This is a genomic window from Bradyrhizobium sp. 613_E4_N2_2, assembly GCF_052075995.1.
Taxonomy (GTDB): domain Bacteria; phylum Pseudomonadota; class Alphaproteobacteria; order Rhizobiales; family Xanthobacteraceae; genus Bradyrhizobium; species Bradyrhizobium barranii.
The window spans coordinates 7766723-7779311 of the sequence record NZ_CP197234.1 but is presented as its reverse complement, the minus strand read 5'-3'; the positions used below and the strand labels follow the sequence as shown (position 1 = coordinate 7779311).

Below are 12589 nucleotides of genomic sequence, written 5' to 3'. Positions count from 1 at the left end.
ATACAAAAGGCTGCACAAATGGCGTTGCGAATGGTCGCGTTGAATCGAGCCGCAGATGGTCGGTGGTTCGCCCGTAAGGGCATCCCCGAGGACGTACGCGAGGACTACCAACGGCTCTATGGGCACAAGCGCGAGGCGCACCTCAAGCTTCCGGCCGGTACGCCTAAGCACGAAGCCAAGGCCCGCCTCGGAGAGTGGGAGGCCGAGGTCGAAACCCGCATCGCGACCCTGCGAGCCCAAAGGAATGGCGAGGGTCAACCACTCACCAAGCTCAACGCAATCGCGCTTGCGGGCCGTTGGTACAACTGGTTCGTGAAGCTGCACGAGGCCGATCCAGGGAAGCCAAAGTACTGGCGGGACTTCAGCGATCACGTCGTGTGGAATGTGATCCGCCCAGAGGCGCCTGACGAGTACGAAGAGGATCCAGGGTCCGACCCTCACGCAGATTGGCAATATGACCCAGAGGTGCGGGAAGCCGTGAGGCCGCAGATTGCCGAATTGGCGCGGGTCGCAACCTTCCTCGCCAACGAGGGGAAGGCGTTGAACCTTACCGCGCATGCGCTGTTCGTGGACGCTGTCAGCGACAATCTGTTGCCCGCAATCCAGCTATTGGAGAAGCGCGCGAATGGCGACTACGCCCGTGACGAGAGGCCCGATACCTTCCCGTCGTTCGCAGACGGGGCGCCGCGCTCGCCCAGTGTGAGTTGCTGGGAGCTTTTTGAGGCTTTCGTGCTTGCAACAAAGCCGGCGCCGAAGACGGTGACCCGTTGGCGGGCCGTTTTCCTTGAGATGCAGCGAGAGTGGTCCCTCCGACCTAGCTCCGGAAGGCCTAGCATGTAGAACGCCGGGCGCACGTTTTAAGGCCGCTAGACCCCTTCCGCCCTCGGCGAAATCATCACCGATACGAGTTTCGAAACGTGTATCCGGGTTGTGGTGGATCAGTTGCTGACCTTGATTGCTGATGATGATCGAAGTGTGCTCAATTGAAAACGCGCTTTGCCATTTCATCGAATGGGACAGCAGTGCTCGCTTGAAGAGCATCGCCGCCAGTCACATCTCATAGGGATCGGGGATCGTTGGCCCGGCACACTGGCAACGCACCCACCGGCCCTCATTGAAGGTCGCGTGCGTCCAATAAGAGCGAGTACGGGCTGCGTTCGAGCACCGCTCGACACAGTACCTCTACGCAAACGCAACGGCACGAGCCGTCGAGGGAGACCTTGGCGGCTTTTGCGTGTGGCAGGCCTCCTGTGATTGACAGTTGAGCGAACCCGTGTCGACCCTTCGGCGCTGTCTGTGGGAACAGGAGGTCGGTGGTTCGAGCCCACCCAACTGTACCACCGTTGCGGATAAGTCCGCTTTCCCAGCAACTTACTGATAGGCCTGATGTATTTGCGCCGCCTAAAATACAAAAGGCGCTACAAATGGCATTGCGGATGGTTGAGTTAGTTCGAGCGAAGGGTGGCGGCTTTATCGCTCGAAAAGGTATCCCGGCCGATGTGCGCGACGACTATGGGCGCTTGTATGGGGTGCGCTGGGAAGCTCAGCTTCGGATACCGAGCGGGACGCCAATCCCCTTTGCGAAGTCACAGCACGGCGAGTGGTTAGCTGAGATTGAGACCCGTATCGCTGCATTACGGGCGCATAGGAATGGCGAAGGCCAGCCTCTCACCCGGCTTAACGCTATAGCGCTCGCTGGGCGCTGGTACGTTTGGTTCGTGAAGCAGCACGAGGCCAATCCTGGTCCCGCGAAATACTGGCGGGAGTTCGGTGACCATCTCGTGTGGAAGGTCATCTACCCCGAGGCGCCCGATAGCTACCACGAAGGCCCTTATATGGACAGCTTTGCAACCTGGTTGTAACTTTCCAAAGGTTGACGTTCGGAGGAACGGTGGACGGTGGCAGACACGCCCCTAAACGACGCTCCGAAGTTGAACGATAGCAAATCCGCATCGTTCTCCACTCGTCTGCGTCTTCGCCTTGGGAAACTCGGCGCGATCATTGCGTCCGTTGCTGCGGTTGGTGCTGTGGTCGGCGGGCTCGCGGGCTACTGGCACGCGTGGGACATTTTGCACAGCCACGTCGGCAGAGATACGACCACGACCACGACTGCCGCGTCCACCGGTCTGATCGTCTCGAAGGGGCCTTCAGTAGCTGTATTGCCTGTTTCGAGCCCCATTGCCGCGCCGGGGCTTGGTTCGTTTGCCGACAGGGTAACCCAACAACTTGCATCCTCCCTCGGGAGGTTCAGCACTTTGCGAGTGATACCGCGCGCAACCGCTGCAAACTTTCTAAAGGAAGGTGATGATGCCATCAAAGCGGCCCGGAAGGCGCAAGTCGACTATCTGGTGAGCGGTGAGGTTCACCCATTGGGCGGCGGTGCTCGCGCGAATATCCACGTTTCGGACCTGCGCACTGGTACAGAGATTTGGTCGAAGTCCTTCGATGCGAATGCCGAAGGCGTGCAAACGGAAACGTCCGCGTACGAAATTGGCGACGCCGCCGCCGTGCAGATTGGTGGCTACCCCGGCGCAATTATGAACGCAGATTACTCGCAATCCCAGAACAAGCCGGTCTTCGAACTCAGTCCATATGAATGTATTGTTCATGCGGTAGTCGGGTCTGTACGTGGATTGTCATCCGCAATTCTGAAAGCGTTAGAGTGCTCCAAGCGACTTACCGAGCGACAGCCGAATAACGCATTCGCGTGGTCAGCACGCGCCACTGTTCTTTTTAACCAAAGAAGCATGGGGATCGGTCTACCTTCCGACCAAATTCAACACACCGATAAGCGTCTGTATTTGAACGAGGAAATCTTACGGGGCGCGACACGCGCCGTTGAGCTTGCACCCGACGATGCGTTCGCTCAAAGAACCTACGCTCTGGCGATGAGTACCAAATGTCAAATCCACCTGTACCGACAAGAATTGGAAAAGGCCCTCGCGCTCAATTCCAACGATGCGCGAACCCTCTCAGGAGGTATGTGGCTCGCCTTCATGGGGGACTGGGATGACGGGACCGCAATGGCCGAAAAGGCCATTCGCTTGGCGGGTCCCAATGCCTCGTTTGCTTGGTGGTTAGCGCCCGCAAAGCGACACTGGTGGAAAGGCGAATATCAACAGGCGCTTGAGGATTTCCGGCACGCCTACCTTGAGGGTTTTTGGCTCAGTCATCTCGATCAGGCGTACGCGCTGCCGTTTCTCGGTCGGTTCGACGAGGCCAAGGCGGAGGTCGGAAAGCTGCTGAAATTGCGCCCGGATTTCACCATTCGCGAGGCCGACAGTTATTATCGAATGTTCTGCTTTCAGCCCGAATACATCGAGAAGATGAACAGCGCGCTACGGCAGGCAGGGCTGCCAGAATAGAGAGGAAGCTCTGGGAGCCGGCGCACAGCAGGCAAGTGCCTTCCCTATTAGATGGTCGTGAAGCTTCAGTGCCAGTCGTGCTCCGGCTACGTCGAGCTGCTCAAGAATACAAAAACACGCTACAAAAGCCGATCTTTGGCGAGCAAAAAAGCTAGGTTTATCAAAGACAAAGTTGAGCGGCGGCAGTACCCACCCAACTGTACCAGTGATTTCAGTTGGTTATTCCAGGATCGTTGAACCGGTGCACTGGGGCGGCTTTTGGTTCGTCTTTCCGGGCGGCCAGTTGCAGCCCTCGCCCGATTAGCTCTGCAAAGATCTCTTCCGCTCATCGAGTACCCTTGCTTGCAGAGAGCCTTCGTCTGCCCTCCATCGGCCTCTCGGATTGCATCGGGCAAATTTTTGAAGCAGCGGTCTCCAGCTCAAAGCATCCGTTCGACGCTTCTTCTCAGCCTCCGTTGTCGCTGTGGCTCTCTTGGCAATGCGGCGATGCACAATCGACTTTTTGTCGGGGATAGGCGGAACTCAATCGTTGCCCGCTTTGCCGCTTTCATGTCTTGTTCCTCTTTTCAACCTTTGGGTGACGGAATGGTAGGCGAGAAGCAAGCCTATAAGCTGACCGTGGCCGGGCCTGGCCACAATTTCGAGCGTGAGATCGACGAAGCGCTCGCAAGCCAAATTATTTCACTCACAATGACTGGCAAAATGTCCGCCGAGCCGGCTGCATTTCGCGCCGGGGATACCGGCGGGGGAAGCGGATCGCACACCAATCCGAATGGATCGACACCGAAAGTTGGTGGCTCGTTAGCGAGCTACATAAAGGCAAAGAAGGCTGAGAAGAATCAGGTCCGCCGATTTCTCGTTACAGCCTATTGGCTCTCTGGACGTACGACTGAGGCGCTCACTGCGAGTGTTGTCACAAAGGCTTTGCTGGATAATCATCAAAAGCGACTGGCCAATTCGGCTGATTGCCTAAACAAAAATGTTAGCAAGGGGTTTTGTGAGAAGACGAAAGGAGGGGCATTCTTCATCACTCCGGAGGGACTTGAGGCGATTGAAAGTGCGCCTGCTGAATGAGCGTCCAGAGTGCGCTATCAGCGATTCCGGACGGATTGCGTCTACCGTTATTGTCCGAGTACCAGTCGATCGTACAGAATTTCGCTGAGCATCGATGGTCGCCTTCGGAGCTCAGCGGCGGCAAGTTTTGCGAGATCGTGTTCACGATCTTAGACGGCTACGCGAAAGGCATTTACTCAATTTCGCCGAAGAAACCGCGTGCCTTCGACCAAGCGTGCAAGCTGCTCGAAAACAATAGCCAGGTCCCACGCAGCTTCCAGATTTTGATCCCGCGACTTTTGCCTGCGCTCTTTGAGGTCCGAAACAATCGGGGCGTGGGGCATGCAGGCGGTGATGTCGATCCCAATCATATGGATGCAGTATTCGTCCTTTCTAGCTGCACTTGGGTCATGGCGGAATTGGTCAGGGTCTTTCACAATGTCTCAATTCTCGACGCGCAGGATATTGTCGATAAATTAGCCGAGCGGCGAATGCCATTGCTTTGGATCGGCGACGGTATGCGGCGCGTGCTCGATCCCAAGATGGGTTTGCGAGAGCAAATTTTGTTGTTGCTCTGCACATCGCCTGGCAAAATCGCGACCGCAGAACTGAAGAATTGGACTGGCTACAAGAATAATACCTACTTTAGGAAGCTTCTTCGCGAGATGCACGAAGAGCGTCAGATCGAATTGGACAGCGATGGCAGCGCGGCGCTCATTTTGCCACCCGGGGACAAGATCGCTTCGGAAATTATAGCGAAGCGAGTTTGATAAATGTCCGATTGGATAACGGCAGTGCATCTGCGCCGAAATAGCGGACGGCATCTACCTACTGCATCTCCATAATGCCAAAGCAGTGCGAGCACTCGATCCGCAATGAAAGACGCTGAATGTCAGCAACGTTAATGGATTGGCGCCTTGGGCTTCCATAACGGACGACCCTATGGACTGATTGCTAAGAGCAGATTGTCGAGGTCTCGTGGCGACATTCTAATCCCAAAGCGAGATTCGCAATACGACCTCAGCGTGACGCATTTCAGGACAAATACCCTATAAGTTGGATCGCAGTCGTATTGTGTTTTCTCGTCTGCGCTTTCGGGAAAGGAAAGTGATCGGATGCCCCGGTTCGCACGAGAATCATAGATGAAGAAAAGAGTTGGTACGTGGAAGTGGAGATATTTTGAGGCGAGAGATCGCTTGTTGAGTTCGGTAATTTGGCCGAATAAGTCTGTTGTGCGCTTATGAATCTCCAGCATCACTGGAAGCGCAGATGAGCCATAGGGGGCCACTGACTTGGCTTGGCTTATCCACTTGTCCAGCCCAGACTTCATTATCGCGGGTGCCACTCGCTCAAGGTAAAATTTGTCGTTTGTCTCACCGGGCGAGACGACCTTGCGCCGCTCTATTGCTGTTGCATAGACGCGACCGATGATGTTTAGCTTTGCCAAGATTACTTGCTCGTCCGTGTGATACGGATGTTCGCGACAGAGTCGATAAAGGATTTCATTTGTTAGACTCCAAGGCGTCGTCTCTCTAGCGCTTTCGGCTTGTTTGCGCGTTACGCAACTGATTGACCTGAGTTCTTTCATCGCTCAGCTATCCTTACCCCGCAACGATCACCACCAACCACCGGCAACGTCACCGCGGCCAGCAATGTCGCCAGCGTCACCGTGCCCGACACCGGGTTCACCAGCCGCCGATACTGAACCGCAAAGATATACGCGTTCGCGCCGGTCGGCAGCGCCGCGAACAGCACGACGACGCCAGCCGCAAGCAGGGGCAAGTTCAGGCGCTTTGCGAGCACGAAGGCCTCACGCCCTCCTCAACGCGCGATCCAATCCCGTCTCATCGCGCGTCAGGAGACGATGGCCTTGATTTGCGCAGTGTCCGCGAATTCAATCAGCTCAATGATTTTGCCATCCTGAAATTTGAAGAGGTCCAGGACTTCCGTGCTGAAGACTTTCCCGCTTGGACGGTATCGGATGACAAGGCGAGACCGTATTGCAGCACAATTCCCTTCAACCAATTCGCTCAGGATCTCGCGCTTTTCGAAGTCGAAATGGTCAATGAATTGACCGAAGGCGCCACGCAGTGGTTCGTGCCCCTGCACACTTCCTGTCAGGTGCAGTGCGCTTTTGTCGCCCACCAGGTTGAACAGGCCCTCGGGATGAAAAGCGGCCACCAGGCCTGCCGCGTCACCATCACCGCGCGCGGCGTAAGCGCGCTTGATCACGTCGAGCATTTCCTCGCGATGTCCCATATCCGCCTCCTGCTATGGGTATCATCGCAGGATAGCTACCTTTGCGTGCAAAGGCAAAATTAAAACCACCACCATCACCGGCAACGTCACCGCCGCCAGCAGCGTCCCCAGCGCCACCGCGCCCGACACCGGGTTCACCAGCCGCTGATACTGGGCCGCGAAGATGTACGCGTTGGCGCCGGTCGGCATCGCTGCGAACAGCACGATCACGCCGGCTGCGACCGGAGGCAGACCGAGCAGCTTGGCCAGCACGAACGCGGCCGCCGGCGTCGCCAGAAGCTTGAGCGCGCCCATCACTGCGATGCTCCTCGCCTTTGATCTCGAAGCGGAAGAAATGCGCAGAGTGATCGGCTGCGTCAACATTTCTGGCTTGGTTTGCTCATCCTCGGCGATGTAGCCTGATTGCGCATTGCGATCTGCGTCGATGGCCGTACGCATCCCAATGACCTCGGCCGCATCACGTCTGGCCTTTCCGAGGAAATTCGAGCGCAACAATCGTTGGAGATCTCATGTCGAACTCCGATCTCGCGTTGTCGATTGCGCTCGGTGTCGGTCTTGCGGCCGCGACGGGCTTCCGGGTGTTCCTGCCGATGCTGGTTGCCAGCGTGGCCGCTTACTCGGGTTCGCTTCCTTTGGGCGACGGTTTCGCATGGCTTGGAACACCTGCTGCAATGCTCATGCTTGGCGTGGCCGCGCTCCTGGAGGTTGGTGCGTATTTCATTCCCGGCGTGGACAATTTGCTCGATGTCATCGCCGCGCCTGTCGCCGTGATCGCCGGAGCCATCCTGTCAGCGGCGACCATGGCAGATCTTCCACCGATGATGAAATGGACGGCCGCCATCGTCGCGGGCGGCGGCGCGGCCGGCATCGTGCATGGCGTCACCGCGGCCGTGCGGGCCAAATCGACGGTCCTGACGGCTGGCCTCGGCAACTCAACGGTTGCGACCGCCGAACTGGGCGGTGCACTCCTCGTATCGCTTCTTGCCCTGGCTGCGCCGGTTGCCGCCTTCGTGCTCGTCGTTCTGATGCTCTGGCTGGCGATACGTTTGATCCTGCGCTTGCGGAGGTCAGCTCCTCGCGCGGATCTACCGGAATGACCGCGTGACTGCTCGTGCGGCTACCTCGCCCCCGCCACGATCACCACCACCACCGGCAACGTCACCGCAGCCAGCAGCGTCCCCAGCGCCACCGCCCCCGACACCGGGTTCACCAGCCGCTGATACTGGGCCGCGAAGATGTACGCGTTGGCGCCGGTCGGCATCGCCGCGAACAGCACGATCACGCCGGCTGCGACCGGAGGCAAACCGAGCAGTTTTGCCAGCACGAACGCCACCGCCGGCATCGCCAGCAGCTTGAGCGCGCTCATCGCGGCGACGCTCAGCATCTCGCCTTTGACCTCAAATCGAAACAGGTTGATGCCGAGCGCGATCAGCGCTGCCGGCGATCCGGCCTGTGCAAGCAGCTCGATCGTCCGGTCGACGACGGGGTTGAGGCCGAGTCCCGTAAAGCGCCAGACCACGCCAAAGCCGATCGCCAGCATCAGCGGATTGCGCGCGAGATCCGCGAGCACGGGGCGGATGACCGACAGGACCGAACCTGTCCGCTTGCGGCTGACAAGCTCCATCTGCAGGATGCCGCAGAGCCAGAGCAACGGCGTGTTCACCGACAGGATCAGCGACATCGGCCCCGCGGCCTCGTTGCCCAGCGCCGAGAGCACCAGCGGAATGCCGAGCATCACGATGTTGCCGTAGACCGAGCCGATCGCGAACACGACGCCGTCCTCGCGGTCCTCGCGCCGTTCGCGCAAGCATGCCGAGAGCGCCAGCGCCGCGATCCAGGTGATGGCGAGCGCGCCGTAATAGGCGCCCCACATCCGGTAGGGGCTGACATCGGGGAATTCGGACACGACGATGGTGCGGAACAGCAGCGCCGGGATCGCGATGCTGAAGGCGAATTCGGAGATGCCCTTGTGCGCGGTCTCGGAGACGAAGCGAAACAGCACCGACGCATAGCCGGCCGCGATCAGGGCGAACACCGGCGCGACGATCATGTGGCCATGCGCCCCTCATCTCACGGGGACATCACACGACCACCCCACGTCCTCGATCATGCCATCATGCCGCTGTTTTGCCCGACGAGTCAAATCGATTTCGTAAAATCCGTAACTGGCCGCCGTGGCCTGGCTACTGTGCATGGGGTTGTTTTCGCGTTTTTTTGTTGGACCGAAGCTGAAGCCGCGCGCGGACCCGATCTCGCCAGCCCTGCCAAGGGCTTAGCCTGATAGCGCGACATCGTGCCCGGGATGGGACCGCGCCGGGCCGACCGGCCTGTTGCCCGGAGCGCACAGGTGGCCGTTTTCGCTTCAGGCCTCGTTGCCAACGAACGCCCGTTCACCCACTATTCGCTCTGACTCGACATGTGGGGGGATCGATGCCGGCGCTCCGTTTCAAAAAATCCTTGGCTGCTGCGATCTCGGGCATTGCGCTCGCCGTCCTGGTCCATCCCGGCGCCGGCTTCGCCTACACGCAGGAGGAGCAGCAGGCCTGCTCGCCGGACGCGATGCGGCTGTGCGGCGAGTTCGTTCCGAACGTTGATGCCATCACCGCCTGCATGATCCAGAAGAAATCGCAGCTCTCGCCGCAGTGCAAAGTGTTCTTCCGCCAGGGACCCGAGCCCGGCGAGGCCCGCGCCGGTAAGCCGACGGCCAAGAAGAGCACCAAGCCTTCGCAGAAGGCGGCCAAGAAGAAGAAATCCAGCGAAAGCTGAGCGCGGGGCTAGCGTTCTTTCTTTGAAGCTCGTCGCGTCAGGGCAACAGCGCGAAGCGTCTTCGCGTCGGTGTCCCCTGCATGTGTGTTGCCGGCATCAGCTGCGCGCCAGCCTCCGGACTCCTTTTGTTCGCCTCGCCGTGCGGACGCCTGCGACAATTACCAGCGCGTTCGACGGAAAAGAGTCGCGAGAGGGTTTGCGCGGCGAGGTTGCATTCCGTTTTTCCCGCGTTGCTGCCGAAAAAGCGTGGGATTGCCGGCGTGAAGGGCGTTTCGTTGCGATTGGTATCCTGGTCGCGCGAAGCAGTGTGACTCAAAAGCCAACACGTCTTGTTATTTCGTGGCTCTGAGGCAACTGCCGGTAAATTTTTCTTTCCCGAATCAGCGCGGTGATTCATTTTCGTGATCTGGGGTCAATCTGGAGGCCAGAGGTATGAACGTAATTGTTTTTGCATCGCGTAAAGGCGGCTCGGGCAAGAGTACCCTGGCCGCACATCTCGCCGCGCAGATCAAGGCGAGCAAGCAGGTGATGCTCGTGGACGCGGATCCGCAGGGCTCGCTCACGCTGTGGCACAAGCTGCGCGGCACCAACGAGCCGCCGATCAAGGCTGCGGTGAACTCGGTCAGCGGCATCGTCTCCGCTGCCAAGCGCGACGGTTATGAATGGGTGTTGATCGACACGCCGCCGAATCTGTCGGCCGTCGTCGACGACGCGATCAAGAACGCGACCATGGTGGTCATTCCGGCACGTCCCGGCGTGTTCGACGTCAACGCGGTGCAGGAAACCATCCAGATGTGCCGCGCGGCGCGCAAGCCCTACGCGGTCGTGCTCAACGGTGCGCCGGCGCGCCGCGACGAGTCCGAAAGCCCGATCGTTACCATCGCCCGCGAGGCGCTGGCGAAATTCCGCGCGCCGGTGTGGGGCGGCCAGATCACCAACCGTTCGGATTTGCTGATGGCGCTCAGCCACGGCGAAGGCGCGCGCGAGTATCAGGCCGAGAGTCGTGCGGCCCAGGAAATCGCAAGGCTGTGGGCGGCGATCGAGCGTTCAGTGAAGGCTATTCGCGGCACGGCGTCGGCATCCGGCGCAATGCACAAGCAGGCGGCATAATTTTCATAAATCATTCCCCGGACGGAAAGCGCGCGGAAGTCCGCGCGTTTTGCGTTTCGGCCCGGTGGAGACGCGTTATGCCACCATCAGCATGTAGAACACGATGACCGGCGACAGCGTCAGGATCACCGACCAGATGCCGGCGGCCCAGAGAATGTCCTCGGTGGTAAAGCTCTGCTGTCCGGCGTCGTAATGCGACGCCACTTCATTCTGGATATTCACAAAACGCCCCCGCGATTTCTTCGCTTATGGGCGCCAGTGATAGCCGGGATGTTTTAAGAATCCGGGTCGCAATTTCGGGCGCATTCGAACACAGGTGCTACCACGGATTAACCATGCCGGCGCAGTGCGCGCGTTCGCGCGGGGTTAAGCACGGGGCACGTTCTTACCCTCCCCTGGAGGGGGAGGGTCGCTGGGCATTGCGCGAAGCGAAATGCCTAGCGGGGTGGGGTGACAGTCTCTCCGCATCGAATAGTGCCCGAGTGGAGAGATCACCCCACCCCGCTCGCGCCGCCGCTAAACCCACTCACTGTATTTCCTTCTGATCTCGTCGATGTAGTCCGCGCGCGATTTCACCTCATCCGCGGTCAATCCGATATCGCGCCGCAGCCAGTCGGATAACTCGCTCGCATATGAAACGCGTTCCCATGCCGCCTTCAGCGCATCGCGCCATTGACGAATGTCCATAGGTCGATCTCTTTTCCGGATTGAGATGGTGTCGAGCGGACACGACGCTGCCTTCCCTCTCCCGCACGGGGAGAAGGGGGTGGCGGCGTGCGTGTGAAGAGAGGAAGCGGAGGCGCTACGCGGCGACTTTCATCCGTCGCTCGATCTCGCGGTCGATCTGGGCTGCGAGCTCGCTGCTCACTTCGACCATCGGCAGGCGCACTTCGGGGCTGTCGATCAGGCCGCACCGCCACAGCCAGTACTTCGCCGGCGCCGGGCTCGGCTCGGTGAACAACAAGCGCGTCAGCTCGGCGACCTCGTGCCAGCGCGCCTGCGCCGCGTCGTGGTTGCCTCGCTTCACCTCGGCATACACGGCGGCAAACGTCGCGGTCTCGACATGGGCGGACAGCACGATGCCGCCGTCGGCGCCGTCGGTGAGCGCCTCAAGGTAGTTCGCGTCCTCGCCGGTGAGCACGCGAAAGCCCTTCGGCCTGTCGCGCAGGAGCGCGATGGATTGCTCGCGGTTCGCGCCGCAATCCTTCAGCCCGACGATGTTCCGATGCTCGGCAAGCCGCAGCAGCGTCTGGTTGGTGATGTTGACCGAGGTGCGATAGGGGATGTTGTAGAGCGCGATCGGCCACGCCGCGTGATCGGCAAGGGCTTCGAAATGAGCCAGGAGCCCGCGCTGCGAGGGCCGCACATAATAGGGGCTCGCGATCAGATAACCGTCGATCGGCCAGTCCGCGGTCTCGTCGAGGCGTTCCTTCAGCCGCGAAGTGTCCGCGCCCGACAGTCCGAGGCAGATCGGCGGCGTGCGGCGCCCCGCCGCCATCTCGTCGCGCACGATGGCGACGAGGCGCTCGAGCTCGGTCTCGCGCAGCGTCATGCCTTCGCCTGAGGTCGCCCCCAGGATGAAGCCGTCGACGGCCTGCCCGCTGTAATGTCGCGTCAGCCGCCGCAGCGACCTCTCGTCGAGAGCGCCGTCGCGAAACGGCGTCACCAGCGGCAGCCAGAGTCCGTGCAAATGATCTTGTAGACCGGTCATGTTCCATCTCCTTCTCGGGAAAAAAACCTGAGACGGAGGGCACATGAAAAAACCCCGTCCAGGCGGCGGGGTTTCGGGATTTGCTTGCGATGACGAAGCTGTGTTAGCGCGCGCAAAAATCCGAGGTCCCCGGATGGGGGCCTTTTTTCGAGGCGACTGCCTTGAACGAGATTGCGCACGACTTCGTGATCATTCGCAAATGATGCGGGGTGTACGTGGAACTGTCAATACACGCGGAACGTGAAACCCGATGGGACAGAAAAAAAAGCCGGGCTCAAGTGAGCCCGGCTTAAGGTATTGGCCACGTGAGGCCGACACAATCACC

At 59.6% G+C, this 12589-nt stretch carries 16 protein-coding genes; 8 read left to right on the top strand and 8 right to left on the bottom strand.

The features are described 5' to 3' along the window. Positions 1 to 30 precede the first annotated feature (30 nt). From AB7290_RS36810 to AB7290_RS36790, 5 genes are all read left to right on the top strand, one after another. Positions 31 to 840, top strand: coding sequence for a hypothetical protein (locus AB7290_RS36810; RefSeq protein WP_135216031.1), 810 nt, complete (start codon positions 31 to 33; stop codon positions 838 to 840). 584 nt (positions 841 to 1424) lie between these two features. Beyond that, positions 1425 to 1862: a hypothetical protein gene (locus AB7290_RS36805; protein ID WP_135216032.1), complete on the top strand. Its 438-nt coding sequence runs from the start codon at positions 1425 to 1427 to the stop codon at positions 1860 to 1862. Positions 1863 to 1898: 36 nt separating this feature from the next. Then, on the top strand, positions 1899 to 3365 hold the full coding sequence (locus tag AB7290_RS36800; RefSeq protein ID WP_144030685.1) for a tetratricopeptide repeat protein: 1467 nt from the start codon (positions 1899 to 1901) through the stop codon (positions 3363 to 3365). Between the two features lie 585 nt (positions 3366 to 3950). Continuing rightward, a complete protein-coding gene (locus tag AB7290_RS36795; RefSeq protein ID WP_085400403.1) occupies positions 3951 to 4439 on the top strand; it encodes a hypothetical protein in 489 nt (162 codons plus the stop codon). After that, the gene (locus AB7290_RS36790; RefSeq protein WP_085400405.1) at positions 4436 to 5188 is read left to right on the top strand and encodes a hypothetical protein; all 753 of its coding nucleotides are present in this window, start codon (positions 4436 to 4438) and stop codon (positions 5186 to 5188) included. The genes AB7290_RS36795 and AB7290_RS36790 overlap by 4 nt, the downstream gene beginning before the upstream one ends. A gap of 170 nt (positions 5189 to 5358) precedes the next feature. Here AB7290_RS36790 and AB7290_RS36785 read toward each other — a convergent pair whose 3' ends face one another. The 4 genes from AB7290_RS36785 to AB7290_RS36770 are packed head-to-tail and all read right to left on the bottom strand — an operon-like array spanning position 5359 to position 7115. Next, positions 5359 to 6006 (bottom strand): hypothetical protein, encoded by a 648-nt coding sequence (locus tag AB7290_RS36785; protein ID WP_144030686.1) that lies wholly within the window; start codon positions 6004 to 6006, stop codon positions 5359 to 5361. Then, the gene (locus tag AB7290_RS36780) at positions 6003 to 6221 is read right to left on the bottom strand and encodes a hypothetical protein (RefSeq protein WP_085400407.1); all 219 of its coding nucleotides are present in this window, start codon (positions 6219 to 6221) and stop codon (positions 6003 to 6005) included. Before AB7290_RS36780 ends, AB7290_RS36785 begins: the two co-directional genes overlap by 4 nt. Before the next feature lie 51 nt (positions 6222 to 6272). Then, complete coding sequence (locus AB7290_RS36775; RefSeq protein ID WP_085400409.1) at positions 6273 to 6677, bottom strand: nuclear transport factor 2 family protein; 405 nt, start codon at positions 6675 to 6677, stop codon at positions 6273 to 6275. A gap of 21 nt (positions 6678 to 6698) precedes the next feature. Continuing rightward, positions 6699 to 7115: an AEC family transporter gene (locus AB7290_RS36770; protein ID WP_244623201.1), complete on the bottom strand. Its 417-nt coding sequence runs from the start codon at positions 7113 to 7115 to the stop codon at positions 6699 to 6701. 92 nt (positions 7116 to 7207) lie between these two features. Between AB7290_RS36770 and AB7290_RS36765 the strand changes: the two genes are divergently transcribed. Continuing rightward, on the top strand, positions 7208 to 7774 hold the full coding sequence (locus AB7290_RS36765) for a DUF4126 domain-containing protein (RefSeq protein WP_244623203.1): 567 nt from the start codon (positions 7208 to 7210) through the stop codon (positions 7772 to 7774). Positions 7775 to 7794: 20 nt separating this feature from the next. Here AB7290_RS36765 and AB7290_RS36760 read toward each other — a convergent pair whose 3' ends face one another. Further along, positions 7795 to 8727: an AEC family transporter gene (locus AB7290_RS36760; protein WP_441254245.1), complete on the bottom strand. Its 933-nt coding sequence runs from the start codon at positions 8725 to 8727 to the stop codon at positions 7795 to 7797. A 380-nt stretch (positions 8728 to 9107) separates the two neighbouring features. Here AB7290_RS36760 and AB7290_RS36755 point away from each other — a divergent pair, with 380 nt between their 5' ends. Both AB7290_RS36755 and AB7290_RS36750 read left to right on the top strand, forming a co-directional pair. Then, positions 9108 to 9443: a hypothetical protein gene (locus tag AB7290_RS36755; RefSeq protein WP_085400415.1), complete on the top strand. Its 336-nt coding sequence runs from the start codon at positions 9108 to 9110 to the stop codon at positions 9441 to 9443. Positions 9444 to 9875: 432 nt separating this feature from the next. Beyond that, the gene (locus AB7290_RS36750; RefSeq protein WP_028150667.1) at positions 9876 to 10553 is read left to right on the top strand and encodes a ParA family protein; all 678 of its coding nucleotides are present in this window, start codon (positions 9876 to 9878) and stop codon (positions 10551 to 10553) included. A gap of 75 nt (positions 10554 to 10628) precedes the next feature. On the opposite strand, the gene AB7290_RS36745 is transcribed toward AB7290_RS36750, so the two are convergent. The 3 genes from AB7290_RS36745 to AB7290_RS36735 form a co-directional block, all read right to left on the bottom strand. Beyond that, positions 10629 to 10775 carry a hypothetical protein gene (locus tag AB7290_RS36745; protein ID WP_014492080.1) on the bottom strand — a complete coding sequence of 49 codons (147 nt, stop codon included), beginning with the start codon at positions 10773 to 10775 and terminating at the stop codon, positions 10629 to 10631. Positions 10776 to 11069: 294 nt separating this feature from the next. Further along, positions 11070 to 11240 carry a hypothetical protein gene (locus AB7290_RS36740; protein ID WP_161495798.1) on the bottom strand — a complete coding sequence of 57 codons (171 nt, stop codon included), beginning with the start codon at positions 11238 to 11240 and terminating at the stop codon, positions 11070 to 11072. 115 nt (positions 11241 to 11355) lie between these two features. After that, positions 11356 to 12264, bottom strand: a complete 909-nt coding sequence (locus AB7290_RS36735; RefSeq protein WP_085400417.1) for a 4-hydroxy-tetrahydrodipicolinate synthase family protein — start codon at positions 12262 to 12264, stop codon at positions 11356 to 11358. Positions 12265 to 12589: the final 325 nt, after the last annotated feature.